This window comes from uncultured Sphingopyxis sp., from assembly GCF_900078365.1.
Lineage (GTDB): Bacteria > Pseudomonadota > Alphaproteobacteria > Sphingomonadales > Sphingomonadaceae > Sphingopyxis.
In genome coordinates this window covers 3813548-3838928 of record NZ_LT598653.1, presented here as the reverse complement: position 1 = coordinate 3838928, position 25381 = coordinate 3813548, and the positions used below count along the sequence as shown (strand labels likewise).

Here is a 25381-nt window from a genome sequence, read left to right as displayed (position 1 = left end):
TCAGGACTCCTGTGCGCCGTCGGTGGCCGCGGTGTCGACGACGGTTTCTTCGACCGGCGTTTCGACCGGCGCGTCAGCCGGGGCTTCGTTGCTGTTGGCCGCGCTCTTGATGCCCGCCGGATAGGGGGCCTCGGGGTGGCGCGGCAGCTTCACCGCATCGCGGACGAGCAGCCAGCCGCCCTTCGAGCCAGGGACCGAGCCCTTGACGAAGAGAAGGCCGCGCTCGACGTCGGTGCGGACGATTTCGAGATTCTGCTGGGTGCGGTTGCGCGCGCCCATGTGGCCGGCCATCTTCTTGTTCTTGAAGACGCGGCCCGGATCCTGGCGGTTACCGGTCGAACCATGCGCACGGTGGCTGATCGAAACACCGTGGGTCGCGCGCATACCGCCGAAACCCCAGCGCTTCATCGCACCGGCAAAGCCCTTGCCCTGCGTCACGCCCTGGATGTCGACGATCTGGCCGGCGACGAAGTGGTCGGCCGACAGTTCGGCGCCGACGTCGAGCGTCGCGTCGTCGGCGACGCGGAATTCGACGAGCTTCGCCTTCGGCTCGACTTCGGCCTTGCCATAAGCGCCGCGCTGCGGCTTGGCGACGTTCTTGGCCTTGGCCGAACCGGCACCCAGTTGAACGGCCACATAGCCGTCGCGTTCTTTATCGCGCACGGAGACGACCTGGCAGCCTTCGAGGCTCAGGACGGTGACGGGCACGTGGCGGCCGTCGTCCTGAAACAGGCGGGTCATCCCCATTTTCTTCGCGATCACGCCTGTACGCATGATCCATACTCCTAAACAGAGGCCGGGCGGACCATTCCGCACGGCTTGCGGGACCCGTTGAGGCAATGCCCCAATGGAACCCTCCCAGCCCAAAATTTCGATGCTTCGCCCCGTCCGGGCTGAGGTGCCGCCACCCCGAAGGAGAGCGGCGAGACGGGGGACGCAGCCCGGACCATGATGCTTCGGAAAGAAGCCGTCCGGCGGTATCCACCCTATCGCGATGCAGGCGCCGAAGCGTCCTGCCGATAGAGACCCCCGCTTTCGCGGGGGCTGCGTTGGCCTTAGGCCAACTTGATTTCGACGTTCACGCCCGCGGCGAGGTCGAGCTTCATCAGCGCATCGACCGTCTGCGGGGTGGGCTGCACGATGTCGAGCAGCCGCTTGTGGGTGCGCACCTCGAACTGCTCGCGCGACTTCTTGTCGACATGCGGACCGCGGTTCACGGTGAATTTTTCAATACGCGTCGGAAGCGGGATCGGACCGCGAATGAGAGCGCCCGTGCGACGTGCCGTATCGGCGATGTCGGTGGTGGCCTGATCGAGCACGCGGTGATCAAAGGCCTTCAGGCGAATGCGAATATTCTGCGTTTCCATGACTGTTCCAGTCGAATCCCGTCTAACGATGCGAAAGAGCCGAAATGGCCTGCTCCGACTTCCGCACGGAAGCCGGATCGGCCATCAAAAACCTTTAAGCTACGAGCCGCGCGAATCGGTCCGAATCGCGCGGCTCGCGGCCCTATATTACTTTGTGACGGTCGCCACAACCCCTGCGCCGACCGTGCGGCCGCCTTCGCGAATCGCGAAGCGGAGACCCGGGTCCATGGCGATCGGAGCGATCAGCTTGACCGACAGCTGGACGTTGTCGCCCGGCATGACCATCTCGGTGCCCTCGGGAAGGATGACCTCGCCGGTGACGTCGGTGGTGCGGAAGTAGAACTGCGGACGATAGCCGTTGAAGAACGGCGTATGACGGCCACCTTGCTGGCGCCGATCGCCATGGAAGAAGGCGTGCGGAAGTAGAACTGCGGACGATAGTTCGCGAAGAACGGCGTGTGACGGCCGCCTTCGTCCTTCGACAGGACGTACACTTCCGAGGTGAACTCGGTGTGCGGCGTGATCGAGCCGGGCTTCGCCAGAACCTGGCCGCGCTCGACTTCCTCACGGCCGACGCCGCGGATCAGCGCACCGATGTTGTCGCCGGCCTGGCCCTGGTCGAGCAGCTTGCGGAACATTTCGACGCCGGTGACGACGGTCTTCTTGGTGTCCTTGATGCCGACGATTTCGACTTCTTCACCCACCTTGACGATGCCGGTCTCGACGCGGCCGGTGACGACGGTGCCACGGCCCGAGATCGAGAACACGTCTTCGATCGGCATCAGGAAGGGCTTGTCGAGCGGACGCTCGGGCTGCGGAATCCATTCGTCGACGGCGGCCATCAGCTTCAGGATCGCGTCCTTGCCGATGTTGTCGTCGCGGCTTTCGAGCGCGGCGAGCGCCGAGCCAGCGATGATCGGAATATTGTCGCCGTCGAAGTCGCGCTTCGAAAGCTCTTCGCGGATTTCGAGTTCGACGAGTTCGAGCAGCTCGGGATCGTCGAGCTGATCGACCTTGTTGAGGAAGACGACCATGGTCGGAACGCCGACCTGCTTCGCGAGCAGGATGTGCTCCTTGGTCTGCGGCATCGGGCCGTCAGCGGCCGACACGACGAGGATCGCGCCGTCCATCTGGGCGGCACCGGTGATCATGTTCTTCACATAGTCGGCGTGGCCCGGGCAATCGACGTGCGCATAGTGGCGGCCGTCGGTTTCATATTCGACGTGCGCGGTCGAAATGGTGATGCCGCGTTCGCGCTCTTCGGGCGCCTTGTCGATGTTCGCGAAGTCGACGGCGGCGTTGCCCGCGATGTTTTCGGCGAGCACCTTGGTGATCGCTGCGGTCAGCGAGGTCTTGCCATGGTCGACGTGACCGATGGTGCCGATGTTGCAGTGCGGCTTCGTCCGCTCAAATTTAGCCTTAGCCATGATATGGAACCTTCTTGTTCATGTGTTTGCGTTGATCAGTCCTGGACGAGCCTGCTGAATCAGGCGCCGCCCTTAGAGGGTCTTGCCGCGCGGTGCAAGCCCGCGCGGCTTCGACCTTATCAGGCCATCTTGGCCTTCACTTCTTCCGCCACGTTGTTCGGCACTTCTTCATAGTGCGAGAACTGCATGGAATATTGCGCGCGGCCCTGGGTGAAGGAACGCAGCTGGTTGACGTAGCCGAACATATTGGCAAGCGGAACCATCGCTTCAACCACCTGGGCGTTGCCCCGGCTGTCGGTGCCCTGGATCTGGCCGCGGCGGCTGTTGAGGTCGCCGATGACGTCGCCCATGAACTCTTCGGGGGTGACGACTTCGACCTTCATCACCGGTTCGAGCAGCTTGATGCCGGCCTTCGCCGCCACTTCGCGCATGGCCGCACGGCCCGCGATTTCGAACGCCAGCGCCGACGAGTCGACGTCGTGGTAGGCGCCGTCGGTCAGACGGATTTCGAAATCGATGATCGGGAAGCCGATCATGTGACCGTTTTCGGCCGACTCGCGCATGCCCTTTTCGACCGACGGGATATATTCGCGCGGAATATTGCCGCCCTTGATCTCGTCGACGAAGGTGATGCCCGACCCGCGCTCGCCCGGGGCGACGCTGACCTTGACGCGGCCGAACTGGCCCGAGCCGCCCGACTGCTTCTTGTGGGTGTAGTCGACGTCGACCGGCTTCGCGAGCGATTCGCGGTACGCCACCTGCGGCGCGCCGACGTTCGCCTCGACCTTGAACTCGCGCTTCATGCGATCGACGAGGATGTCGAGGTGAAGCTCGCCCATGCCCTTGATGATCGTCTGGCCCGATTCATGGTCGGTCGACACGCGGAACGAGGGATCCTCGGCAGCCAGGCGGCTGAGGGCGATGCCCATCTTTTCCTGGTCGGCCTTGGTCTTCGGTTCCACCGACAGCTCGATGACCGGCTCGGGGAATTCCATCCGCTCGAGGATGATCGGCGCATTGTTGGCGCAGAGCGTATCCCCGGTGGTGGTTTCCTTGAGGCCGGCGAGCGCGACGATGTCGCCCGCGAATGCTTCCTCGATGTCTTCACGCGAGTTCGCGTGCATCAGGAGCATACGGCCGATCTTTTCCTTCTTGTCCTTGACCGAGTTCAGATAGCTGCCCTTGGTCAGCGTACCCGAATAGATGCGGGCGAAGGTGAGCGAGCCGACGAACGGGTCATTCATGATCTTGAACGCAAGCATCGACAGCGGCGCCGAGTCCGACGTCGCACGCGAATCGGGTTCGTCGGTGTCGGGGTTGATGCCCTGGACGTCTTCGATGTCGAGCGGCGACGGCAGATAGTCGACGACCGCGTCGAGCAGCGCCTGCACGCCCTTGTTCTTGAACGACGAGCCGCACAGCACAGGGACGAACGACTGGTTCAGCGTGCCCTTGCGGATCAGCGCCTTCAGCGTCGCGACGTCGGGCAGCGTGCCTTCGAGATAGGCTTCCATCGCCTCATCGTCCTGTTCGACGGCAAGTTCGACGAGCTTTTCGCGATATTCGGCGGCCTTGTCCTTGAGATCGGCGGGGATCTCTTCATAGAAGAATTCGGCGCCCAGGCTTTCGTCCTTCCAGATGATCGCGCGCTCGTTGACGAGGTCGACGAGGCCCACGAAGTCGCTTTCGGCGCCGATGGGCAGGTACAGGACCGCCGGCGTCGCGCCGAGGCGATCGATGATCGTCTGCACGCAATAATAGAAATTGGCGCCGGTGCGATCGAGCTTGTTGATGTAGCACATCCGCGGAACTTTATACTTGTCCGCCTGGCGCCACACGGTTTCCGACTGCGGCTCGACGCCGGCCACGCCGTCGAACGCGGTGATCGCGCCGTCGAGGACGCGAAGCGAGCGTTCGACTTCGATCGTGAAGTCGACGTGTCCGGGGGTGTCGATGATGTTCAGGCGATGCTCGGGACCCTTGCCCTCATCGGCCTTCCACAGGCAGGTGGTGGCGGCCGACGTGATCGTGATGCCGCGTTCCTGTTCCTGCTCCATCCAGTCCATCGTCGCGGCGCCGTCATGGACTTCGCCGATCTTGTAGGACTTGCCGGTGTAATAGAGGATGCGCTCGGTCGTCGTGGTCTTGCCGGCGTCGATGTGCGCCATGATACCGAAATTGCGATAGCGTTCGAGCGGATGGCTGCGTGCCATGGTCTTTTCCTTGGATTTGGGGGGAGGCCGTTTGGGCCACCCCCGATATAGGAACGATTGTTACGATTGCGAGGCGAGCTCTTACAAGAGGGGGCCGCCCCGCCGGCGCTTACCAGCGGTAGTGGCTGAAAGCGCGGTTCGCTTCGGCCATGCGGTGCGTGTCTTCGCGCTTCTTGACCGCGTTGCCGCGGTTGTTCGACGCGTCGAGCAGTTCGCCCGACAGGCGCGCGGCCATCGTGGTTTCGCTGCGGTTGCGCGCGGCGGTGATCAGCCAGCGGATCGCGAGCGCCTGCGCGCGGTCCGGACGGACTTCGACCGGAACCTGATAGGTCGCACCGCCGACGCGGCGGCTGCGGACTTCGATGTTCGGACGGATGTTCGCCAGTGCTTCGTGGAACACGCCGAGCGGTTCCTTCTTGGCGCGGGCTTCGACCGATTCGAGCGCACCGTAAACGATGCTTTCGGCGACGGACTTCTTCCCGTCCAGCATGACGCTGTTCATGAATTTCGACAGCACGACATCCCCGAAACGGGGATCGGGCAGGATTTCGCGGCGTTCAGGACGACGACGACGAGCCATAGGATATTCCTTTACAACAGCATCCCGGCGCAAAGGCAGCGCGGGATGATCAAATAGCCGAAAAAGCGGTCCTTACTTGGGACGCTTCGCGCCGTACTTCGAACGGCTCTGCTTGCGGTCCTTCACACCCTGCGTGTCGAGCACGCCGCGCAGGACGTGGTAACGCACACCGGGAAGGTCGCGCACACGGCCGCCGCGGATCAGCACGACGCTGTGTTCCTGGAGGTTGTGGCCTTCGCCGGGGATGTAGGTGATGACTTCGCGGGCATTGGTCAGGCGGACCTTCGCAACCTTGCGGAGCGCCGAGTTCGGCTTTTTCGGAGTCGTCGTATAGACACGGGTGCAAACGCCGCGCTTTTGCGGGTTTGCTTCCATCGCCGGGACCTTGGACTTCACCTTCTGGAGAGTCCGGCCCTTGCGGACCAGCTGGTTGATCGTGGGCATGAATGCTTCACCTTTATGTGTCCGCCCATCAAAGCGAACGGTTACTGTACCGCGGTGGATGAAGCTCCGGCCGCTAACCCGCCCAAATTGGCGGAAAACGGCCGACCTGATAACAGCAAAAGACCCCGGCAGATCGGACTGATCTTCCGGAGGCTCCATCCGCGCCAGCAATGTTCAAGCGCTGTTGCAACTGAAAGAGGCAGCAAACCGCCCTTTTCGGTCGAGCGCGCCCCTAGACCCGATTCCCCCGATGGTCAAGGGGTGGCCGGTCAAGAGGCAGGCAATATTGTTGCGCAAGGCGGAGCGGGCTATCGCGGGCCATGCCCACCGTCCGCCACACCAGCTTCGCCCCGCATGTCGCGCCCGACACGCGGTTGCTGATTTTGGGAAGCCTGCCCGGCGCGCGCTCGCTGGCCGCGCGGCAATATTATGCGCACCCGACCAACCAGTTCTGGCGCCTGCTGGGCGAGGTGGTGGGCCGACCGCTCGCCGATATGCCCTATGACGACAGGCTGGCCGCCCTGCGCGAAGCGAAGGTCGGCCTCTGGGATGTGATCCGCAGCGCCGAACGCCACACGAGCAGCGACAGCCATATCCGTGAAGCCGAAGCCCACGACCTCGCGGCGCTGGTCGCGGGGCTGCCCGATTTGCGCATGATCGCCTTCAACGGCGGCAAGGCCGCGTCGATCGGGCGGAAACAGCTTCTGCCGATCGAGGGCGTCGCGCTCGTCGATCTGCCGTCGAGCAGCGCCGCGCATACGTGTGGCTACCCGGTAAAGCTGGAGCATTGGTTGCGATTACGCGTGGCATTGGCGAAGTAGAATCCTCCCTGCCGCAAAGCAGTGGGGAGGGGGACCATCCGAAGGATGGTGGAGGGGCAGCAACGCAAACCATAGCCCCTCCGTCAGCGCTTCGCGCTGCCACCTCCCCATCGCTACGCGACAGGGAGGATCAGATTCAGTCGACCACTTCGCCGCGCGCCATCACGAAATCGACCTTCTTGAGCACGCGCACGTCGGCGACGGGGTCGCTCGCCACCGCGATGATGTCGGCGCTCTTGCCCGGCGCGATGGTGCCGATCTGGTCCGACAGGCCGAGCAAGTCGGCGGCGTTCACCGTCGCGGCCTTGATCGCCTCAACCGGCGTCATGCCGTGCTGGACCATCAGTTCGAACTCGTCGCCGTTGCGGCCGTGCTTCGAGACACCGGCGTCGGTGCCGAAGGCGATGCGCACACCCTTGGGCACGAGCGTTTCGAGGCTTTTGCCGGTGATCGAGATGCGCCATTTGATCTTCGCCAGCACGTCGGGTTCGTAAGCGTCGGGATTGGCGGCGAGGCGTTCCTTGTAGCCGTTCACGGTCGAGAGCGTCGGGATATAATAGGTTTTCGATTTCGCCCACGCCGCGATCGTCACATCGTCGAGGATCGTGCCATGTTCGATCGAATCGGCGCCGGCGTCGATCGCGAGGCGGATGCCGTCGGCGCCGTGCGCATGCACCGCGACCTTCTTGCCGAACAGATGCGCGGTTTCGACGATCGCCCGCGCCTCGTCGTCGAACATCTGCTTGCCGAGCCCCGCCCCGATGCGGCTGTTGACCCCGCCGGTCGAGGCGAATTTGATCACATCGGCGCCGCGCCCGATCTGGAGCCGCACCGCGCGGCGGCAATCATCGGCGCCGTTGCAGGTGTTGCCCGCGCCCGCGAAGAAGGGGCGAAGCTCGTCGCGATAGCCCAAGGAGCCGTCCATATGCCCCGCGCTGCCCGAGATGCTGGCACCGGCATCGACGATGCGCGGCCCCTGCACCTTGCCCGCGAGGATCGCGTCGCGGAGCGCCAGCGTCGCCCCGTCGCCGTCGCCGAGGTTGCGCACGGTGGTGAAGCCCGCGCGCAGCGTCTTCATGCCGTTGACCTCGGCATTGAAGGCCTGTGCGGCGGGGCTGAGCGTGATTTCCTCGAGTTGGCCGGCGATGCCGCCCGCATCGCTGGTCAGATGGACATGGCTGTCGATGAGGCCGGGGAGGACATATTTGTCCTTGAGGTCGATCAGCGTCGCGCCGGGGTCGGCCGGCTGGAAACCGTCGGCGATGCTCACGATCCTGCTGCCCTCGACAATGATCGTCGAAGCGCCGCGCGCGGGCTTGCCCGGTTCGGCGAGCAGGTGGCCGGCGTGGATCACGGTGCGCGCGGGCGCCTGCGCAGCGACAGGAGCGGCAAGCATTGTGCCGAGCAATAGGAGCGGGAGGAAAGTCGTCGGTTTCATTTGGCATCCCCTTTTTGATCCGTTCGTCCTGAGCCTGTCGAAGGGCCGTTCTTATCTGCGACGTTAAAGAGGAAGAACGGTGCTTCGACAAGCTCGGCACGAACGGATTTGAGGGGTAGTCTGCCTTGCCCATCGCCGACGACGCCGGTAAGCGCCGCCCCATGCCCGCCCCGCTCGACCATATCGACAGCTGGATCTTCGATCTCGACAACACGCTTTATGCGCCCTCGGCGAAGCTGTTCGACCTGATCGACGAGCGCATGGGCGCCTTCATCATGCGGCTGCTGAATGTCGACGCGGTCGAGGCGCGGCGGGTGCAGAAGCGATATTTCCACGATCATGGCACGACGATGGCGGGGCTGATGCGCCACCACGGCGTCGATCCCGAGGATTTCCTCGTCGACGTCCACGACATCGCTCTCGATCGGCTGAGCGTCGATCCGCGCCTCCGCGCCGGGCTCGAGCGGCTACCGGGACGCAAGCTGGTCTTCACCAACGCCGACGCCGATTATGCCGCGCGCGTGCTCGATGCGCGCGGGATCGCCGACCTGTTCGACGGCATCTGCGACATCCGCGCCACGCGCTATACGCCCAAGCCCGACGCAGCCGCCTATGACATGATGGTCGCGCACCTCGGCGTCGATCCGGCGAAGAGCCTGTTCGTCGAGGATATGGCACGCAACCTGACCCCGGCGAAGCGGCTGGGGATGACGACCGTGTGGCTGGACAATGGCAGCGAAAGCGGCCATCGGGACCACCTGCCGGACCATGTCGATTTCCACGCGACCGACATCGCCGACTGGCTCGATACCTTGCCTTCATCTTGGGGAATTTCATGACGACCGACCTGCAGAGCACGATCGAAGCCGCGTGGGACGCGCGCGAAACGCTGGGGCTGACCACGACCGGCGCGGTGCGCGAGGCGGTCGAGAGTGCGCTGGCGGGGCTCGACGACGGTAGCTATCGCGTCGCCGAGCGCGACGCGGGCGGCACGTGGCAGGTCAACCAGTGGCTGAAGAAGGCGGTGCTGCTGTCGTTCCGCCTCAACGATATGGAAATCATCGAGGGCGGCGCCGGCGGCGCGACCTGGTGGGACAAGGTGCCGTCGAAATTCGCCGGCTGGGGCGAGAACCGTTTCCGCGACGCGGGTTTCCGCGCCGTGCCCGGATCGATCGTCCGCCGCGGCGCCTTCATCAGCAAGGGCGCGGTGCTGATGCCGAGCTTCGTCAACATCGGCGCCTATGTCGGCGAAGGGTCGATGGTCGACGCCTGGGCGACGGTCGGCAGCTGCGCGCAGATCGGCGCCAACGTCCATCTGTCGGGCGGCGCGGGGATCGGCGGCGTATTGGAGCCGCTGCAGGCCGGACCGGTGGTGATCGAGGACGGCGCCTTCATCGGCGCGCGCGCCGAGGTCGCCGAGGGCGTGATCGTGCGCGAGGGCGCGGTGCTGTCGATGGGCGTCTATCTCGGCGCGTCGACCAAGATCGTCGACCGTGCGACGGGCGAAGTCTTCATCGGCGAAGTGCCCGCTTACTCGGTCGTCGTACCGGGGTCGCTGCCGGGCAAGCCCTTGCCCGACGGGACGCCGGGGCCGTCGCTTTACTGCGCCGTCATCGTCAAGCGCGTCGATGCGCAGACGCGCGCCAAGACCGGGATCAACGAGCTTCTGCGCGACTGATAGCAGCGGGCGACAGGCAAGGAACCTTGTCGGCGGTCCAGTCGATATCATAGGTGGCGGGCACGACCCGGCTGGCGGGATCGTGCGGCTTCGCGACCTCGGGCTTGTAGGACACCCACGCCATGCTGTTGTCGAAACCCGCGATCCGACCGTTGTCGCGCCGCGCGCTGGCGGCGTCGATTTCGGGCTGTTCGACGCGCAGGCCGCGAACCATGCGGATCGCACCGTCGCGAAGATCGAAGGCGCGGTAATAATTCTTGCCGAAAATGCGCGTGTCATATCCCGATTTGAACGACCAGTTCGCCGCGTTCGTCGTCGCCGGCAGCCGCAGCGTCGTCACCTGGCAGTCGAATTCGGGGGCGCTGTAATAGGGCAGATCCTGATCCTGGTCTGCGGCGCGGGCGCGCCGTTCGGGCGGGCTGAAACCGCCGCCGGGCAACGCATAGGATTTGTCGCCATCGCCGTCATCGTCCCAATCGACCGTCCAGGTGCCGGTGACGGTCAGGATGCTGGCCTCCGCTTTCTGATCATAGCGCCATGTGACGTCGTCGACCGTTTCCCACGTCGCGCCGATCAGCTGCTGGCGCATGCCGTCGCGCAGCTGGTCGGGAGTCAGCCCGGACAGCTGGACCTGCTGCACGAGTCCGGGCAGGCCGCGGACAATCATCTTGTTCGTCACCTTCGCGGGCTTGTCGAAGCCGGCGCGCGCGTCGATCTCGTACAGCGTGATTTCGTTCGGCCGGCTCGCCATCCGCCATTCGATATTCTTGAGCGCGCTGCCCCGTTCGGTGAGCGGCAGGACCCAGCGATAGGCGATCACGGGCGTCGTACCGGGCCCGGCCACCGGCGGCAGCGTGCCGTCGAGCCAATAGGTGGTGCCATCGATCCGCGCGCGCACGAGGACATGGTCGAACATCCCGGGATTGGGCAGCCGCTCGTCGAGGCCGTCGTCGCCGCCGCTGTTGTTGGCGAGCACAGCCTCGGCCTCGATCCCGAGCCGCGCGAGCAGCGCCAGAAGCAGCGCGGTCTTGCCCTTGCAATCGCCATAGCGGCGCTGCCACGTCTCCTCGGCCGTCGCAGGGGTCAGATTGCCGTTGCCGAGGCCGACGTAGATGTACCGCACATCCCGCTGGACGAGCCCCAGCGCCGCGCGGGCGCGATCGAGGGGCTCGGCGTGCGCCGCTGCGATGCGCGCGGCCTCCCGGTCGAGCGCCGATCCGTCGTCGATCCGCGCCGCCTTGGCGAACAGCGGGGCGAAATGGCGCGAAATCGTCGCCCAGTCGGCAAAGTCGGTGAATTCGACGATGCGTTGCCACTGATAGCGCCCCGGCGCATCTTTCGGCGGCGTCAGCATCGCCGGATTGTCGAAGCTGAAATCGACTCCGTCGGCGCGCGGCCGGGCGACCGGCGCCATGTCCGGGGTCATCCGGATGTTCGGTTTCAGCCCCTTGTCCCAGCTCAATCCCAGCCGGTATCGGCCGGGCGCGGGGCTGGGGCCGAGGAAAAGCAGGCCCGAATCATTCTTGCCCAAGGTGGGATCGGCGTGCCGGGTCGTCAGGCCGACCTCAAGCTCGTCGCCGACGCGCAGGTCGGGAACGCGAAGCACCGCGGTCAGGATGCCGTCGAGCATCGCGGCCTCGAGCTGGTCCTCGCGGCGCAAAATCTCGAACGACGATTTTTCCAGAACGTCGATCGTCTCGCCGTCGCGGTGAACCTTGATGAAATGCACGACCGGGGCCCCCGATGCGGGATTCCAGGCGGTCTGGATATTGCCCATCTGCAGTGCGTTGGGATGGAGGATGCGGATGCGATAGCCGAGATATTGCGCCTGGCCCTCCGCATCGAGATGGATCAGCGCGTCCTGGCGCCGCACGAAAATCAGCCCGCTGGCATCGGCGGGAACGGGCATCAGTTCGGACGGAGTCGCCCAGTCGGGGACCGGTCCCCGCTCGATTCGTTCGTCTTGAGCCTGAACCTGAGCCTGCGCCAAAGCGGCGCCCAACATCATCGAGACAAATATCCGCACCATAACCCCCCGTTATCGGGAGCAATCATGTCGCGAATTGCGCGCGATGCAAGCAAAGACGATACCGTTCCCGAAGTATCGGGATCGCCCGGCGACCGCGAGAGTCGTGTCGCGGCCCTGCAGGCGCGCGATCAGCGTTCGCTGAGATAATAGCGTTCGCGCGCCGACAGATCGTCATTGAGGTCATAGACGATCGGCTGGCCGGTCGGGATTTCGAGGCCGGTGATGTCGGCGTCCGAAATGCCCGAGAGATGCTTGACGAGCGCGCGCAGGCTGTTGCCGTGCGCCGAGATCAGCACCGTCTTGCCCGCGGCGAGTTCGGGGACGATCGCGGCTTCATAATAAGGAAGCACGCGCTCGATCGTGTCTTTGAGGCTTTCGGCCGAGGGGATCGCGATGCCGGCGTAGCGCGGGTCGGCCGACAGGTCCCATTCGGAACCGGCTTCGAGCGGCGGCGGCGGGATGTCGAAGCTGCGGCGCCAGATCTTCACCTGTTCGTCGCCGTGCTTCGCCGCGGTCTCGGCCTTGTCGAGCCCGGTGAGCCCGCCATAGTGACGCTCGTTGAGGCGCCAGTCCTTGGTGACGGGGAGCCAGAGCCGGCCCATCGCTTCGAGCGCAAGGTTCAATGTCTTGATCGCGCGCGTCTGGACCGAGGTGAAACTGGTGTCTGGGGCGATGCCCTTCGCCTTCATCAATTCGCCAGCGGCGACGGCCTCGGCCGCGCCCTTCTCGGTGACATCGACATCCCACCAGCCGGTGAAGCGGTTTTCGAGATTCCACTGCGACTGGCCGTGACGGATGAGGATGAGCTGGGGCATTTCGGATCCTTGCGCTGGAGGAGGTGTGCCGCCCTTTAGCGCGGCTTTCCACCGAACGCCAACCGCCCCCTTGAAATGGTTTCGGCCGCACCCAGATTCGCCTCATCCGGCCGCCGAAACGGGGCCGGGTAGCGATCGCGGCGCGCGCCGCGGTCCCTTCGCTTCGCTTTCACAAGGAAGGAATGACTCATGCGTAACAGCTTCGACTGGACCCCCTATCGCCGTTCGACCGTCGGGTTCGACCGATTGTTCGATTTCCTCGAAACCGGTGGTTCGGGCGCCGAAAATTATCCGCCCTTCGACATCGAAAGGCTTGCCGACGATCATTTCCGCATCACCGTGGCGGTCGCGGGATTCAAGTCCGACGAGATCGACATCACCGCGCAGCAGAATATGCTGACCGTCAGCGGGCGCAAGGCGCCCGTCGCCGAAGGCGAGGAGCGCCAGCTCCTTTACAGCGGCATCGCGACCCGCGCGTTCGAACGCCGCTTCCAGCTCGCGGACTTCGTGCGCGTGAGCGCGGCGGACCTCGCCGACGGGTTGCTGACGATCGACCTGGTGCGCGAAGTGCCCGAAGCGATGAAGCCGCACAAGATCACGATCGGTGGCGCCACGCCGGTGATCGAGGACAAGAAGGCGGCATAAGCACCGGCCGATTTGGCTTGATGATGCGGGGTCCGGAGTCCCTTCCGGACTCCGTTTTCGTTTCTAGAGCGCGCGCGTCATGAAGCGGCTGAACGGATCGGGCTTGTAGCCGGCGAAGGGCGCGCACTCCTCGAAACCATGGCGCCGGTAGAGCGCCAGCGCGGGTTCGAACGCCGGGCTCGATCCGGTTTCGAGGCTGAGGCGGTCGAGGCCGCGGGCGCGCGCTTCGGCGAGGATATGCGCGAGCATGCGCACCGCAACGCCCTGCCGCAGGAAGGCGTCGGCGGTGCGCATCGACTTGATTTCGCCGTGACGGCCGTCGAGCCGCTTGAGCGCGCCGCAGCCCGCGAGGTCATCGCCGCGGTGGATCGACCAGAAGGTCACCTCGCCCGCGCGCAGCCCGTCGAAATCAAGGAAATGACAGCTTTCGGCGGGCGAATTGGCGAGCATGCCCGCGAAATGCTGCTCGAGCAGCGCGCGGATCGGGCCGCCCGACAGATCGTCCTCGACGATCCGCCAGGCGTCGCTCACAATAGCTGGTCCAGCGTCTGGAGGCAGGCATGCGCGAGCAGCTTCGAGCGTTCGGGCGACCAGCCGCGCGCCGGGTCGGGCAGGTCGCGATTGTCCTTGAACGGCATTTCGAGCGTCATCGACACCGCACCGAAACGCTCGGCGAGCTGCGTCGTCGACATCGAGAGATTCGCCTGTCCCGGCGCCGATTCCTCATAGCCGAGATCGACCTGGAAATCGGGGGTGTTCGCCGCGAGCGCGGCCTCGAACGCCTTATACTTCTCGGTCTGTTCCGGCTTAAGCGACGGAATGCCCTCGAACCCCGCGAGGAAGACCGCGGGGATCGCTTCGTCGCCGTGGACGTCCATTGCCCAGTCGACGCCGGTTTCGTCCATCGCGCCCCGGACGGCGAGCACTTCGGGGCTGCGCTCGGCGGTCGGATTGTCCCATTCGCGGTTGAGGTTCACCCCGGCAAAATTGGTGCGAAGATGGCCGCGGCGCGAGCCGTCGGGATTCATGTTCGGGACGATATGGAAGCGGCATTTCTGGAGCAGCGAGCGCGCGTGCGGATCCGCCGGATCGGTGAGCTTTTCGAGCGCGCCTTCCATCCACCATTCGGCCATCGATTCGCCCGGATGCTGGCGCGCATAGAGCCAGACCTGCGTGTCGCCGCTGCCCATTTCGAGGCAATCGATCGGCTGGCCTTCGAGGCTGGTGCCGAGGCAGCGATAGGTGACGCCTTCACATTCGGCGATCTGGGCGATCAGGTCGTGGTGGCGTTCCATCGAATAGGGCGCGAAATAGGCGATGTAGAGGATCGGACTTTCGGCGGTGTGCTGGATCGTCAGCGTGCCGGCATCATAGCTCGTGTCGAGGCGGAACCAGGTTTCGCGGTCGCTGCTCGCGCAGGCGGCGTAGCCCGGCCAGCCATCGGGATAGGCCGATGTGGCAAGTCCCGTGATCGCGAGCTCGAGCGCGTCGCCGACCGCGCACGACACGCGGAAGTGGAACCATTGGAAAAAGTCCGATTCACGATCCTTGCGAATCGAAAGGCGCGCCGACGTGCCGTCGACATTTTCCACGACGATATTGCCGCTGTCGAAAGCGGCGTTGATGGTGATGGTCATTTGACGCTGATAGTGCGTCCCGATTCGCCGGGGAAGTCCTTGAATAGGGCTTCAGCCAATTTCGCCGCGGCGAGGCTCGGCTGGTTGGCGGGCGCCTTGACCGGAACCGCGGTCAACGCGCGGCCTTCCCACAGTGCCTTGCCGGAGGCGGCATCGTCGATGCGGACGAACAGCTGGAGATCGGCCATCCGCTTCGGACCACCGCCGAGATTGATGCCGATCCCGAGCCCGACCCCCGAACCGTAGCTGCCGGTCGAACCGCCGACTCCGACCGACACGGGCGAGCGGCGACCCTCCGGCAGCTGTTCGGCGCGATCGAAGGAAATGCGGACAAGAAGCGGCGCGCGTTCGCCCGCGCCCGCCGCGACCAGCCCCTGGCGCCCGAGCTGCTGCTCGACCGCGGTGCGATAACTGTTCCATTCGAGCGAGGGCATCGCCGCACTAGGAGCCGCGCCATCCGCCGCCGGACCATCGAGCGGCGCGGTCGCGATGGCATAGCGCGTGCCCGGCGCCCAGCCGGCGACCGCATTGGTATGGAAACGGGTGACTTCGACCGGCGGCACCGCCGTCGCACAGCCAGCCATGGCGAACGCCGCTGCGACAGGCAGGGCGACGGAAAGAGGACGCGTCATCGGCGCATCATGCGCCAGCATTTATGGCTTGGCAATGAACGGGATGGGGCCGATCCTCCCCGCGGCGAAGCCGTGGGGAGGGGGACCGCCGCCGCAGGCGGTGGTGGAGAGCGCCACCAGCCCCTCCGTCAGCCCTACGGGCTGCCACCTCCCCATCGCTTCGCGACAGGGAGGATCAAAGCGATCAACGATAGAAGATATGGTTGTCGATCTGCGCGATGCGCGTCTTGCGCCAGCCCGGCGAAACGTAGCGCGCGTGGAAGAAGAGTGCGCCGGGCGCGCGGTTCTTCCAGGTGCCGTCGCGCGCGATCTGGGCGATGGCGACGGCATTGTCCCACTGCGCGCCCTTGCGGATCGCGGGCATCCGGCCGCCGCGCACGAAGCTGAACTGGCTTTTCTGGTGAACGACGCCGCACAGGCTCTTGGGGAAGCGGCCCGAATTGGCGCGGTTGATCACGACATGCGCGACCGCGAGCTGGCCGGGGAGCGATTCGCCGCGCGATTCGAAATAGACCGCGCCGGCGAGGCAGCGCAGCTCGGGGTCGATTTCGGCAGGCGCGGGCGTCGCCGCGACGAGTTCGGCGAGCGAAGCGGCGGTGACCGGCGCCGGGGTCGGCGCGGGATCGGCTTCGGTTTCGATTTTGATGCTGTCTTCGACCGGCGCCTCGGCTTGGGTCGGAAGCTCCGCCTCTCCCTCGACCTCCGGCGCGTCGGCGCCCGGGAGGATGATGGCGGGGATATTGGCGTCGGCGGCAAGATCGCTTGCAAAGCCCGGTTCCGCCAGAAGCAGCATGGAGGCGGCGGTCATGCCGACGGCAGCCATGCCGGCCACGTTCAAAATGCGACTCATAGTGTCCGTCAAAAGGGCGGCCGATGAACCGAACCTCTCAAACCAGGCGGGGGGACTATGGTCCAGTATCGCCGCCTGCGGTCATCGTCCGACTGCGTGTCCAATCCGTTTGCCCGGGCGCTTGCAAAGCCGTGCAACCCGCGGATCGACCTACGCGTTATCGAATGGGCGCCAGCTATTGTGCGCCGCAACAGAGTCAAGTTAACGCGGCCCACTCCGCGACGAGTCGTGGCGCATCTGCGATATCCAGTTCGACGATCCACAAATCGGGATCGGCCTTTCGCCGCCGTTCCTGATAGTTTTTGCGCGATTCACCATCTTTTGCGTCGTTCGCGCCGACCGCCTCCCAGATATAGTGACCGCCGGGGCCAAAGCGCCGTTCGAGGAGCGGGCCGGGCTCGCCGCGGTCGCTACACTGGACGAGAATGATTCCCGAGGTGTCGTCGCCCTTCGCCAGCACGGTCGCGAAGCCGCCCGCCGCTTCGGTGCGTCGAAGCAGCAGATCGACGAGGAAGCGGCTTTTGAGGCGGGTCATGTCAGCTTGTACCCCTGCGAAGGCAGGGGCCCATCACCCAACCTGCCGTCATCAAGTGACGGCGATGGCGATCGCTAGGGCAGGAGATGGACCCCTGCCTTCGCAGGGGCGCGGGTGGCCCTACCTTAGGCCGCGTCACGCGTTTCGGTGTCGGCGAGCAGCGCATAGAGCGCCTCGTCGCTCTTCGCGCCACGCAGCCGGTCGGCGATCGCCTCGTTGCGCAGCATCCGCGACACGCCCGCGAGCGCCTTCAGATGGTCGGCGCCGGCGTCGAGCGGCGAGAGCAGGACGAAGAGCAGGTCGACCGGCAAGCCATCGACCGCATTGAAATCGATCGGCCTCGCCAGTTGCAGGAACAGGCCGCGCACGCCGCCGAGGTCGGCCATCTTGGCGTGCGGCAGCGCGATCCCGCGGCCGAAGCCGGTCGAGCCCAGACGCTCGCGTTCGAGCAGCGCCTCGCTGACTTCGCCGGCGTCGAGGCCGAGCGAACGGCTGGCGAGATCGCCGACAAAGGGGAAAAGCGCCTTTTTCGAATCGAGCTGAACATGCGCGCGCACGGTCGCCGGATAGAGAAGGGAAGAAAGATTCATCGTCTGGTCAAATCTTGTTAAACGCCGGCCGCCGCCAGGAACATATGCTGGCAAGCGGTCGTGGATCTGTCGCGGCAGGCCCCCGCCATCCCGGCTTCGGGCATCGTTGGGCGCGGCCCTTAAGCCGGATGGCGGAGAAAATCCAGCCCTATCGTGGTTCGACCCAGCCGATCGTCCCGTCGTCGCGGCGATAGACCATGTTGTGCGCGCCCGTCTTGCTGTTGACGAAAAGCAGGGCGTTGGTGTTGCGCAGGTCGAGCATCATCACCGCGTCGGACACGCTGCTGCTGGGGATGTCGACGCGCGTTTCGGCGATGATCGCGGGCGCATCGCCCGCATCCTCGTCGTCGGAGTTCGCGTCGAAAACGGTGTAGCTGGCGTTGTCCGCGATCTCGTCGACCGTCGGCGACGGCTGCGCGGGACCGTTGTTGCGGTCCTTCAATCGTCGCATATAGCGCCTGAGCTGCTTTTCGATGCGTTCGGCGGCGCCCTCGAACGCGACATGCGCGTCCTGCGCCTGGCCGTGGCCCTTGAGCACGAGCCCCTGCATCACATGCGCGACGATGTCGCACTGGAAACTGTCGTGCGGGCCTTTCCCGAAAGTCGCGTGCGCCCCGATCGCGCGCGAGAAATATTTGTCGGCAATCGCGTTCATCCGGTCCGACACATGCGCCTGGAGCGCTTCGCCGGTTTCGATCTGGTGGCCAGAGACGCGGATTTCCATTTTTCTTCTCCTTCTATGGCCGGTGCGACGATGGGAGAGTCGTCACACCGTATCGAGCCACAGCGGCTGGTTCAGCCCTGCGACAAATTCGGCGTGGCGCGCGAGTTCGGCGGCCGACGCCATATGGGGACGGGGTTCGCGATAGGGGCGGTCGCCGCCCCGCGGTGCCGCGGGAGTCGCGGCCGCGGACGGCGCGGCGTTCGGCGTCGAGGCCGCGAGTCCGAGGCCGATCTGCCGCCCGCCGGTCATTTCGATATAGAGATGCGCGAGCAGTTCGGCGTCGAGCAGCGCGCCATGCTTGACGCGGTGGCTGCGGTCGATGCCGTAGCGCGTGCAGAGCGCGTCGAGGCTGTGCTTGGCGCCGGGGTGGAGCTTGCGCGCCATCTGCACGGTGCAGCACATGCGCGCCATGTCGAGCGCGGGGCGGCCGGCGCGCGCGAGTTCGGCGTTGACGAAACCGAAGTCGAAGGCGGCATTGTGCGCGACGAGCGGCGCGTCGCCGAGGAATTCGAGCAGCTCGTCGACGCGCGCGCTGAACAGCGGTTTGTCCGAGAGGAACTGGATCGACAGGCCATGCACCGCTTCGGCGGCGGCGGGCATGTCGCGCTCGGGATTGAAATAGGCGTGGAAGGTGACGCCGGTTTCGCGGCGGTCGACCAGTTCGACACATCCGATTTCGACCAGCCGGTCCCCGTTTCTGGGATCGAAACCCGTGGTTTCGGTATCGAAAATAATCTCGCGCATCGAGGCTTTAATCTGGACCCTATCGGGCGTGGAAACAAGAGGCGATGAAGCGAATTTGACGGTGTGTCTCGCTTTTGGGACGGCCCGTTTCGATGATGAAATCGGCGCGCGCACGCTTGACGCGGTCGGGGACCTGCAGGCGGCGGATCGCCTTCAGCTTCGCCGCGGTCATGCCGGGCCGGCGCATCACGCGCCTCCGCTGCATCCACGCGGGCGCCGAGACGACGGCGATCGCGCCGACGCGCCGCCAGCCGCCCTTTTCGAAAAGCAGGGGAATGTCGAGCACGACGACCTCGCGCGCGCGGTGGCGCGCGAGGAAACGCTTCTGCGCCTTGCCGACCGCCGGGTGGACGATCGCTTCCAGCGCCGCAAGCTCGTGGGTGTTGCCGAGGACCAGCGCGCCGAGTTTCTGGCGATCAACCCCCTGCGGGCCGGTGGTGCCGGGAAAACGCGCCTCGATCGCGGCGACGAGCGCGCCGCCGGGGCCCTGCAGCCGGTGAACCTCGGCATCGGCGTCGAACACCGGGACGCCCTCGGCCAAGAACATCGCCGCCGCGGTCGACTTGCCCATCCCGATCGAGCCGGTGAGCCCGAGGATGAAGGGGCGGCGCAGCCGCGAGCCGGGACGCGGGCGATGCGTCATGCCAGCAGCAGCGCGCGCAATTCCTCGTCGCGGCCCTCGGGCGGGGCTGCGCCGAAGAAGAGCTCGAAAGCGAGCGCGGCCTGGCCGATCAGCATGTCGAGTCCGTCGACGGTATCGAGCCCGCGCGCCGCGGCGGCTTTGAGCAGCCCCGTCTGGAGCGGCGAATAGACGAGATCGTAGACGATCGCGTCCTCGGGAAGCGGCGCGAGGTCGAGGGTGAGCGGCGGCTGGCCCGCCATGCCGAGGCTGCTCGAATTGACGAGCAGCGATACGGGGGGGAGCGGGGCGTCGAGTGCGACGACCTCGCCCTTGAGGCCGAAAGTGGCGAGCAATCCCATGGCCTTGAGCGGCGAGCGGTTGAAGATCGTCACCTTGCCGACGTTGGCGCGCGCGAGCGCGAAGAGCACCGCGCGCGCCGCACCGCCCGCGCCGACCACCGCGACCGGCGCGCCTTCGAGATCGAGTTCGGCGAGCGGGGCGTAGAAGCCGGCGGCGTCGGTGTTGGTGCCAATGACAGACCCGTCTGGCTGGCGAACGATCGTGTTCATGGCTCCGATGGTCCCGCGAATATTGCCCGGGTCATCGACGAGATCCATGACTGCTTGCTTGTGCGGCATGGTCACGTTGCAACCGCGCCAATCGGCGTCGGCGCAAGCTCCAGCGATATAATCGGCAAGCTCATCGACGGGTACGTGGAATCGCCGGTAATCGCCCGGAAGGCCAAGCGCCTTGAGCCAGAAATTATGAATCAGCGGCGATTTCGACTGGGCGATCGGGTCGCCGATCACTTCGGCATATGGCGCGCTCATTGCGGCGCCAATCCGGCCGCGCGGAGCCACGCCAGCAGGGGAAGCATCGGCATGCCGACGATGGTCCAGGGGTCGCCCTCGACCCGGTCGAACAATTGCACGCCCGCTCCTTCGATTTCGTAACAGCCGACGGTCCAGCGGATGCTGTCCCAATGCCGCGCGACATAGTCGGCGATGAAGGCGTCCGACAAGGGGCGCATCCACAGCTTTGCTTCGCCGACCGCGCGCCAGACCGGGGCGCCGTCGCGCGCCGCGACCGCGGCGCTGAACAGCCGGTGGCGCGTTCCCGCCATGCGGCGGAGATGGCAGGCGGCGTCCTCGGGGCTTTCGGGTTTCGTCAGCATCGATCCGTCGTCGAGCGCGAGGGTCGAATCGGCGCCGAGCACGGTGACGCCGGGAAGCCGCGACGAGATTTTGACAGCCTTCGCCTCGGCGAGGGCGTCGGCGATGTTGCGCGGCGTCTGGCCGGTCGCGAGCAGCGAGGCGGTGAGCGCCTCCTCGTCGACGTGCGCGGCGCTGGTTTCGAAGGTCAGCCCGGCGGCGCGGAGCATCGCGGCGCGACCGCTGCTTTGCGAGGCGAGGAGGAGGCTCATGCGTCGGCCCGGTCTTCGACGAGCTTGATCACCGCGGCGGCGGTTTCCTCAATCGAGCGACGCGTCACGTCGATCACCGGCCAGCCATTGTCGGCGAACATCCGCCGCGCATAGGCAAGTTCCGCCTTGACGCGATCGTCGTCGACATAGGCGGTTTCGGGCGCCTGATTCAGCGAGAGCAGACGGTTGCGGCGCACCTGCACGAGCCGGTCGAGCCCGGTGGTCAGCCCGACGATCATCGGACGCTTCAGGTTGAACAGCGCGTCCGGCGGCGGCGATTCGGGAACGATCGGGATGTTCGCGGTCTTGAAGCCGCGGTTCGCGAGATAGATGCTCGTCGGCGTTTTCGAGGTCCGCGACACGCCGGCGAGGACGATGTCGGCCTGTTCCCAATTTTCCCAGCCGATGCCGTCGTCGTGCGCGACGGTAAATTGAATCGCCTCGACGCGCGCGAAATAGGCGGCATCGAGGACGTGCTGGCGGCCCGGGCGCGCCTTCGCCTCCTGCCCGAGCATCCGCGACAGGGCGTCGGTCACTGCGTCGAGCGCGGCGACGGTGGGGAGGCCGTGCGCCCCCGCGCGCCGTTCGAGGCTGGCGCGCAGTTCGCCGTTGACGAGAGTGAAGAGGATCATGCCGGGGCTGGCCTGCACTTCGGCCATGATGCGGTCGAGATGCGATTCGGAGCGCACCATCGGCCAGAAATGGCGCACCACCTCGACATCGTCGAACTGCGCGATCGCCGCCTTGGCGATATTTTCGAGCGTCTCGCCCGTGGAATCGGATATGAGGTGAAGGTGAAGCCGGCCCATCACCGCAGCTTTCGGGCGCAGGGGAGAAAAAGGCAATACCAACCGTCGCCCCCGCGAAGGCGGGCGCCGCCGTCGGCCTTGCGCGCCCTTTCGAGCGTCCCCGCCTTCGCGGGGGCGACGATTTGGCTGCTGTGGATAAGTTTGGCAAAAGCACCGGGACAATTTCGGCACGCGGGATTCATCCCCCGCGGTGCCGATTCCGGTCCATCGCTTATCCACAAGGGATGAATTTTATCCACAGGCTGTGAATTAGGGGCAAAGCCGCCCGCGACTCCGTGGCGCGACCGGCGACCCAGGGAGTCAAGCTGTTGGCAAAAGGGACGCCCCGGCCTAAAGCCGCCTTGTCCGCCGACCAACAAACCACCACAATCATCTTTAAATATATATGAAGAGAGAAAGAAGGGCCGCGTGAAGGCGTCACCGAAGACACTGCTCGCGACGCTGCGCGGGGTACGGCAGGAACGTCCGTCACTCTGGCTGATGCGCCAAGCGGGACGCTACCTCCCCGAATATCGCGCGCTGCGGGAAACCAAGGGCGGTTTCCTCGAGCTCTGCTACGACCCTGAGGCGGCGGCCGAAGTGACGTTGCAGCCGATCCGTCGCTTCGGGTTCGACGGATCGATCCTCTTTTCGGACATTCTCGTCATTCCGCACGCGCTCGGCCAGCATCTCTGGTTCGAGGCAGGCGAGGGGCCGCGGCTGGCGCCGCCGCTCGTCGATGAAGCGATTGGCTCGCTAGAAGCTGCGCCTCAGCGGTTGGGTCCTGTTTATCAGACTGTGGAGAGAGTTTCACGAGCTCTTCCGCCGGAAACGACCTTTCTGGGCTTCGCTGGAAGTCCCTGGACGGTTGCGACCTATATGGTGGCGGGGCAGGGTTCGAAGGACCAAGCCGCAGCTCGGCGTATGGCTTATGGTGATCCAAGCGCATTCGAGACCATTATCGGCGCCATCATTGACCTCACGGTCTCTTATCTGGCTGGGCAGATTGAATCGGGCGTCGATGCGGTGCAATTGTTCGACAGCTGGGCGGGCAGCCTTTCTCCCGCCCAATATGAGCGATGGGTGATCGCGCCCAATGCCGAGATCGTGCGCCGCTTGCGCGCGCTCCATCCCGACACGCCGATCATCGGCTTTCCGAAGGGCGCGGGCGGCAAGCTCGCCGCCTATGCCGACGAAACCGGCGTCGATGCGATCGGTCTCGACGAGACGGTCGATCCCGTCTGGGCCGACGCGGCCTTGCCGGCGCATCTGCCGGTGCAGGGCAATCTCGACCCGCTCGCCCTCGTCGCGGGGGGCGGCGCGCTCGATGCGGCGATCGACCGCATCCTTGCGGCCTTCCCCGATCGTCCCCATATCTTCAATCTCGGCCATGGCATCGTGCCCGACACGCCGATCGCGCATGTCGAGCATCTGATCAAACGCGTTCGCGGCGGATAATCTATGGAACTGGCAGGTTTTTTGGGGGCGACGATGCTTTGGATCAAAGCCGCGCATATCATTTTCGTGATCTTCCTGATGGCCGGCCTGTTCATGATGCCGCGCTTCTTCGTCTATCATCATCAGGCGCCCGTCGGGTCCGACGAGGACAAGAAATGGATCGAGCGCGAGGACCGGCTGCGGCGGATCATCCTCAATCCGTCGATCATCATCGTCTGGATCTTCGGCCTGATGCTCGCTTTCCATGGCGATTATTGGCGCGAAGGCTGGTTCATCGCCAAATTGCTGCTGGTGGTCGGGCTCTCGGGCTATCATGGCTGGCTGATCGGCTATTTCAAGAAACTGAGGAAGGGCGAGCGTCCGCTCAGTGAAAAACGGCTGCGGATGCTCAACGAGGTGCCCGGCATCGCAGCGGCGATCATCGTCATCCTCGTGGTCGTGCGCCCCTGACCCCGGAAAGACCTACTCGCCCCGGCGCAGCCCGATTGACTTGATACCGAGCCGGTTATAGGGGCGATTCAACCCCGTTCCATACGGGCGGCGCGTCCCCCGCGCCGATGCTATCGAAACGGTCGTCCCCCGGCCGGATAGGCACCCCAGCGGTGCGATAAATTTGTGTCCTATTTCTCCCGAAGACCTATCTGGAATCCATCCAATGCACCTTAAAGAACTCAAGACCAAGGCGCCCGCCCAGCTCGTCGAAATGGCCGAGGAACTGGGCGTCGAGGGCGCCTCGACGCTGCGCAAGCAGGACCTGATGTTCTCGATCCTGAAGGAACTCGCCGAAGAGGGCGAGGAAATCATCGGGTCGGGCACGATCGAGGTTCTCCCCGATTCCTTCGGTTTTCTGCGCTCGTCGGACGCCAACTATCTTGCCGGCCCCGACGACATCTATGTCTCGCCGAACCAGGTCCGCAAATATGGCCTGCGCACCGGTGACACGGTCGAGGGCGAAATCCGCGCGCCGCGCGACGGCGAACGCTATTTCGCGTTGACCAAGCTGATCAAGGTCAATTTCGACGATCCCGAAGCGGTGCGTCACCGCGTCAATTTCGACAATCTCACCCCGCTCTACCCGAACCAGAAGCTGTCGCTCGATACCGTCGACCCGACCGTCAAGGACAAGTCGGCGCGCGTCATCGACCTCGTCAGCCCGCAGGGCAAGGGCCAGCGCGCGCTGATCGTCGCGCCGCCGCGCACCGGCAAGACGGTGCTGCTGCAGAATATCGCCAAGGCGATCACCGACAATCATCCCGAGGTTTACCTCATCGTCCTTCTCGTCGACGAACGTCCCGAGGAAGTCACCGACATGCAGCGCAGCGTGAAGGGCGAGGTCGTCTCCTCGACCTTCGACGAGCCCGCGACGCGCCACGTCCAGGTCGCCGAAATGGTGATCGAAAAGGCCAAGCGCCTCGTCGAGCACAAGAAGGATGTCGTCATCCTGCTCGACTCGATCACGCGTCTCGGCCGCGCCTACAACACCGTCGTCCCCTCGTCGGGCAAGGTGCTGACCGGCGGCGTCGATGCCAATGCGCTCCAGCGTCCGAAGCGTTTCTTCGGCGCCGCGCGCAACATCGAGGAGGGCGGCTCGCTGTCGATCATCGCCACAGCACTGATCGATACCGGCAGCCGCATGGACGAAGTGATTTTCGAGGAATTCAAGGGCACGGGCAACTCGGAGATCGTGCTTGATCGCAAGGTCGCCGACAAGCGCATCTTCCCGAGTCTTGACGTCGGCAAGTCGGGCACCCGCAAGGAAGAATTGCTCGTCGAGAAGGACAAGCTTTCGAAGATGTGGGTGCTGCGCCGCATCCTCATGCAGATGGGAACCGTCGATGCGATGGAATTCCTGCTCGACAAGATCAAGGATTCGAAGACCAACGAGGATTTCTTCGATAGCATGAACCAATAAGCGGCGCCG

The 25381-nt window shown here is 65.1% G+C and carries 27 protein-coding genes and 1 pseudogene; 7 read left to right on the top strand and 21 right to left on the bottom strand.

What is annotated here, in order from left to right:
* The 6 genes and pseudogenes from rplC to rpsL form a co-directional block, all read right to left on the bottom strand.
* Nucleotides 1-774, bottom strand: a complete 774-nt coding sequence (rplC, locus tag QZL87_RS17830) for a 50S ribosomal protein L3 (protein WP_054590453.1) — start codon at nucleotides 772-774, stop codon at nucleotides 1-3.
* A 281-nt stretch (nucleotides 775-1055) separates the two neighbouring features.
* The gene (gene rpsJ, locus QZL87_RS17825) at nucleotides 1056-1367 is read right to left on the bottom strand and encodes a 30S ribosomal protein S10 (protein WP_003042199.1); all 312 of its coding nucleotides are present in this window, start codon (nucleotides 1365-1367) and stop codon (nucleotides 1056-1058) included.
* A gap of 147 nt (nucleotides 1368-1514) precedes the next feature.
* Nucleotides 1515-2794: pseudogene (tuf, locus tag QZL87_RS17820) on the bottom strand (elongation factor Tu).
* A gap of 119 nt (nucleotides 2795-2913) precedes the next feature.
* A complete protein-coding gene (gene fusA, locus QZL87_RS17815) occupies nucleotides 2914-5007 on the bottom strand; it encodes an elongation factor G (protein WP_295321725.1) in 2094 nt (697 codons plus the stop codon).
* Between the two features lie 109 nt (nucleotides 5008-5116).
* Nucleotides 5117-5587 (bottom strand): 30S ribosomal protein S7, encoded by a 471-nt coding sequence (rpsG, locus tag QZL87_RS17810; protein ID WP_033074359.1) that lies wholly within the window; start codon nucleotides 5585-5587, stop codon nucleotides 5117-5119.
* Between the two features lie 72 nt (nucleotides 5588-5659).
* Complete coding sequence (gene rpsL, locus QZL87_RS17805; RefSeq protein ID WP_037556358.1) at nucleotides 5660-6031, bottom strand: 30S ribosomal protein S12; 372 nt, start codon at nucleotides 6029-6031, stop codon at nucleotides 5660-5662.
* A gap of 320 nt (nucleotides 6032-6351) precedes the next feature.
* On the opposite strand from rpsL, the gene QZL87_RS17800 reads away from it, so the two are divergent.
* Nucleotides 6352-6852, top strand: a complete 501-nt coding sequence (locus QZL87_RS17800; RefSeq protein WP_295321724.1) for a DNA-deoxyinosine glycosylase — start codon at nucleotides 6352-6354, stop codon at nucleotides 6850-6852.
* Nucleotides 6853-6988: 136 nt separating this feature from the next.
* Here the strand turns inward: QZL87_RS17800 and QZL87_RS17795 are convergent, their stop codons facing one another.
* Entirely contained in the window at nucleotides 6989-8290 is a 1302-nt protein-coding gene (locus QZL87_RS17795; protein WP_295321723.1) for an amidohydrolase family protein, read from the bottom strand.
* Between the two features lie 161 nt (nucleotides 8291-8451).
* On the opposite strand from QZL87_RS17795, the gene QZL87_RS17790 reads away from it, so the two are divergent.
* Nucleotides 8452-9129, top strand: coding sequence for a pyrimidine 5'-nucleotidase (locus QZL87_RS17790; RefSeq protein ID WP_295321722.1), 678 nt, complete (start codon nucleotides 8452-8454; stop codon nucleotides 9127-9129).
* Complete coding sequence (dapD, locus tag QZL87_RS17785) at nucleotides 9126-9968, top strand: 2,3,4,5-tetrahydropyridine-2,6-dicarboxylate N-succinyltransferase (protein WP_295321721.1); 843 nt, start codon at nucleotides 9126-9128, stop codon at nucleotides 9966-9968. The genes QZL87_RS17790 and dapD overlap by 4 nt, the downstream gene beginning before the upstream one ends.
* Here dapD and QZL87_RS17780 read toward each other — a convergent pair.
* Together QZL87_RS17780 and gpmA are read right to left on the bottom strand one after the other, a co-directional pair.
* A complete protein-coding gene (locus QZL87_RS17780) occupies nucleotides 9946-11997 on the bottom strand; it encodes a DUF3857 domain-containing protein (RefSeq protein WP_295321720.1) in 2052 nt (683 codons plus the stop codon). The two genes, dapD and QZL87_RS17780, sit on opposite strands and share 23 nt — an antisense overlap.
* 128 nt (nucleotides 11998-12125) lie before the next feature.
* Nucleotides 12126-12812 carry a 2,3-diphosphoglycerate-dependent phosphoglycerate mutase gene (gpmA, locus tag QZL87_RS17775; protein ID WP_295321719.1) on the bottom strand — a complete coding sequence of 229 codons (687 nt, stop codon included), beginning with the start codon at nucleotides 12810-12812 and terminating at the stop codon, nucleotides 12126-12128.
* A gap of 189 nt (nucleotides 12813-13001) precedes the next feature.
* On the opposite strand from gpmA, the gene QZL87_RS17770 reads away from it, so the two are divergent.
* On the top strand, nucleotides 13002-13457 hold the full coding sequence (locus QZL87_RS17770) for an Hsp20 family protein (protein WP_295321718.1): 456 nt from the start codon (nucleotides 13002-13004) through the stop codon (nucleotides 13455-13457).
* A 63-nt stretch (nucleotides 13458-13520) separates the two neighbouring features.
* Here the strand turns inward: QZL87_RS17770 and QZL87_RS17765 are convergent, their stop codons facing one another.
* The 12 genes from QZL87_RS17765 to QZL87_RS17710 all read right to left on the bottom strand — a co-directional run bounded on the left by QZL87_RS17765 (nucleotide 13521) and on the right by QZL87_RS17710 (nucleotide 22023).
* Nucleotides 13521-13988 (bottom strand): GNAT family N-acetyltransferase, encoded by a 468-nt coding sequence (locus QZL87_RS17765; protein WP_295321717.1) that lies wholly within the window; start codon nucleotides 13986-13988, stop codon nucleotides 13521-13523.
* Entirely contained in the window at nucleotides 13985-15094 is a 1110-nt protein-coding gene (locus QZL87_RS17760) for a M14-type cytosolic carboxypeptidase (protein ID WP_295321716.1), read from the bottom strand. Before QZL87_RS17760 ends, QZL87_RS17765 begins: the two co-directional genes overlap by 4 nt.
* Entirely contained in the window at nucleotides 15091-15726 is a 636-nt protein-coding gene (locus QZL87_RS17755) for a DUF4136 domain-containing protein (RefSeq protein ID WP_295321715.1), read from the bottom strand. Before QZL87_RS17755 ends, QZL87_RS17760 begins: the two co-directional genes overlap by 4 nt.
* A 184-nt stretch (nucleotides 15727-15910) precedes the next feature.
* Entirely contained in the window at nucleotides 15911-16534 is a 624-nt protein-coding gene (locus tag QZL87_RS17750) for a cell wall hydrolase (protein WP_295321714.1), read from the bottom strand.
* 238 nt (nucleotides 16535-16772) lie between these two features.
* Nucleotides 16773-17111: a DUF1491 family protein gene (locus tag QZL87_RS17745; protein ID WP_295321713.1), complete on the bottom strand. Its 339-nt coding sequence runs from the start codon at nucleotides 17109-17111 to the stop codon at nucleotides 16773-16775.
* 125 nt (nucleotides 17112-17236) lie between these two features.
* Nucleotides 17237-17701: a PTS sugar transporter subunit IIA gene (locus tag QZL87_RS17740; RefSeq protein ID WP_295321712.1), complete on the bottom strand. Its 465-nt coding sequence runs from the start codon at nucleotides 17699-17701 to the stop codon at nucleotides 17237-17239.
* Nucleotides 17702-17849: 148 nt separating this feature from the next.
* Nucleotides 17850-18425: a ribosome-associated translation inhibitor RaiA gene (gene raiA, locus QZL87_RS17735; RefSeq protein ID WP_295321711.1), complete on the bottom strand. Its 576-nt coding sequence runs from the start codon at nucleotides 18423-18425 to the stop codon at nucleotides 17850-17852.
* A gap of 42 nt (nucleotides 18426-18467) precedes the next feature.
* The gene (gene dnaQ / locus QZL87_RS17730) at nucleotides 18468-19169 is read right to left on the bottom strand and encodes a DNA polymerase III subunit epsilon (RefSeq protein WP_295321710.1); all 702 of its coding nucleotides are present in this window, start codon (nucleotides 19167-19169) and stop codon (nucleotides 18468-18470) included.
* Between the two features lie 19 nt (nucleotides 19170-19188).
* A complete protein-coding gene (gene coaE / locus QZL87_RS17725) occupies nucleotides 19189-19812 on the bottom strand; it encodes a dephospho-CoA kinase (RefSeq protein WP_295321709.1) in 624 nt (207 codons plus the stop codon).
* On the bottom strand, nucleotides 19809-20621 hold the full coding sequence (gene aroE / locus QZL87_RS17720) for a shikimate dehydrogenase (protein WP_295321708.1): 813 nt from the start codon (nucleotides 20619-20621) through the stop codon (nucleotides 19809-19811). The genes coaE and aroE overlap by 4 nt, the downstream gene beginning before the upstream one ends.
* Nucleotides 20618-21214 carry a Maf family protein gene (locus tag QZL87_RS17715; RefSeq protein ID WP_295321707.1) on the bottom strand — a complete coding sequence of 199 codons (597 nt, stop codon included), beginning with the start codon at nucleotides 21212-21214 and terminating at the stop codon, nucleotides 20618-20620. Before QZL87_RS17715 ends, aroE begins: the two co-directional genes overlap by 4 nt.
* Nucleotides 21211-22023: a pyruvate, water dikinase regulatory protein gene (locus tag QZL87_RS17710; protein ID WP_295321706.1), complete on the bottom strand. Its 813-nt coding sequence runs from the start codon at nucleotides 22021-22023 to the stop codon at nucleotides 21211-21213. The genes QZL87_RS17715 and QZL87_RS17710 overlap by 4 nt, the downstream gene beginning before the upstream one ends.
* 408 nt (nucleotides 22024-22431) lie before the next feature.
* Here QZL87_RS17710 and hemE point away from each other — a divergent pair, with 408 nt between their 5' ends.
* From hemE to rho, 3 genes are all read left to right on the top strand, one after another.
* Nucleotides 22432-23460, top strand: coding sequence for a uroporphyrinogen decarboxylase (gene hemE, locus QZL87_RS17705; RefSeq protein ID WP_295321705.1), 1029 nt, complete (start codon nucleotides 22432-22434; stop codon nucleotides 23458-23460).
* Nucleotides 23461-23493: 33 nt separating this feature from the next.
* Nucleotides 23494-23910 (top strand): CopD family protein, encoded by a 417-nt coding sequence (locus QZL87_RS17700; RefSeq protein WP_295321704.1) that lies wholly within the window; start codon nucleotides 23494-23496, stop codon nucleotides 23908-23910.
* 205 nt (nucleotides 23911-24115) lie between these two features.
* Entirely contained in the window at nucleotides 24116-25372 is a 1257-nt protein-coding gene (rho, locus tag QZL87_RS17695) for a transcription termination factor Rho (protein WP_136176184.1), read from the top strand.
* Nucleotides 25373-25381: the final 9 nt, after the last annotated feature.

Bases quoted from the DNA above. Each gene is read 5' to 3' on its own strand.
- gpmA (WP_295321719.1), bottom strand. From the start codon at position 12,812: ATGCCCCAGCTCATCCTCATCCGTCACGGCCAGTCGCAGTGGAATCTC.
- fusA (WP_295321725.1), bottom strand. From the start codon at position 5,007: ATGGCACGCAGCCATCCGCTCGAACGCTATCGCAATTTCGGTATCATG.
- QZL87_RS17715 (WP_295321707.1), bottom strand. From the start codon at position 21,214: ATGAGCCTCCTCCTCGCCTCGCAAAGCAGCGGTCGCGCCGCGATGCTC.
- QZL87_RS17790 (WP_295321722.1), top strand. From the start codon at position 8,452: ATGCCCGCCCCGCTCGACCATATCGACAGCTGGATCTTCGATCTCGAC.
- dnaQ (WP_295321710.1), bottom strand. From the start codon at position 19,169: ATGCGCGAGATTATTTTCGATACCGAAACCACGGGTTTCGATCCCAGA.
- aroE (WP_295321708.1), bottom strand. From the start codon at position 20,621: ATGAGCGCGCCATATGCCGAAGTGATCGGCGACCCGATCGCCCAGTCG.
- rpsL (WP_037556358.1), bottom strand. From the start codon at position 6,031: ATGCCCACGATCAACCAGCTGGTCCGCAAGGGCCGGACTCTCCAGAAG.
- dapD (WP_295321721.1), top strand. From the start codon at position 9,126: ATGACGACCGACCTGCAGAGCACGATCGAAGCCGCGTGGGACGCGCGC.
- rho (WP_136176184.1), top strand. From the start codon at position 24,116: ATGCACCTTAAAGAACTCAAGACCAAGGCGCCCGCCCAGCTCGTCGAA.
- raiA (WP_295321711.1), bottom strand. From the start codon at position 18,425: ATGGAAATCCGCGTCTCTGGCCACCAGATCGAAACCGGCGAAGCGCTC.
- rplC (WP_054590453.1), bottom strand. From the start codon at position 774: ATGCGTACAGGCGTGATCGCGAAGAAAATGGGGATGACCCGCCTGTTT.
- rpsG (WP_033074359.1), bottom strand. From the start codon at position 5,587: ATGGCTCGTCGTCGTCGTCCTGAACGCCGCGAAATCCTGCCCGATCCC.
- QZL87_RS17795 (WP_295321723.1), bottom strand. From the start codon at position 8,290: ATGAAACCGACGACTTTCCTCCCGCTCCTATTGCTCGGCACAATGCTT.
- rpsJ (WP_003042199.1), bottom strand. From the start codon at position 1,367: ATGGAAACGCAGAATATTCGCATTCGCCTGAAGGCCTTTGATCACCGC.
- QZL87_RS17755 (WP_295321715.1), bottom strand. From the start codon at position 15,726: ATGACGCGTCCTCTTTCCGTCGCCCTGCCTGTCGCAGCGGCGTTCGCC.
- coaE (WP_295321709.1), bottom strand. From the start codon at position 19,812: ATGACGCATCGCCCGCGTCCCGGCTCGCGGCTGCGCCGCCCCTTCATC.
- QZL87_RS17745 (WP_295321713.1), bottom strand. From the start codon at position 17,111: ATGACCCGCCTCAAAAGCCGCTTCCTCGTCGATCTGCTGCTTCGACGC.
- QZL87_RS17740 (WP_295321712.1), bottom strand. From the start codon at position 17,701: ATGAATCTTTCTTCCCTTCTCTATCCGGCGACCGTGCGCGCGCATGTT.
- QZL87_RS17710 (WP_295321706.1), bottom strand. From the start codon at position 22,023: ATGGGCCGGCTTCACCTTCACCTCATATCCGATTCCACGGGCGAGACG.
- QZL87_RS17770 (WP_295321718.1), top strand. From the start codon at position 13,002: ATGCGTAACAGCTTCGACTGGACCCCCTATCGCCGTTCGACCGTCGGG.
- QZL87_RS17750 (WP_295321714.1), bottom strand. From the start codon at position 16,534: ATGACCGCCGCCTCCATGCTGCTTCTGGCGGAACCGGGCTTTGCAAGC.
- QZL87_RS17780 (WP_295321720.1), bottom strand. From the start codon at position 11,997: ATGGTGCGGATATTTGTCTCGATGATGTTGGGCGCCGCTTTGGCGCAG.
- QZL87_RS17760 (WP_295321716.1), bottom strand. From the start codon at position 15,094: ATGACCATCACCATCAACGCCGCTTTCGACAGCGGCAATATCGTCGTG.
- QZL87_RS17800 (WP_295321724.1), top strand. From the start codon at position 6,352: ATGCCCACCGTCCGCCACACCAGCTTCGCCCCGCATGTCGCGCCCGAC.
- QZL87_RS17700 (WP_295321704.1), top strand. From the start codon at position 23,494: ATGCTTTGGATCAAAGCCGCGCATATCATTTTCGTGATCTTCCTGATG.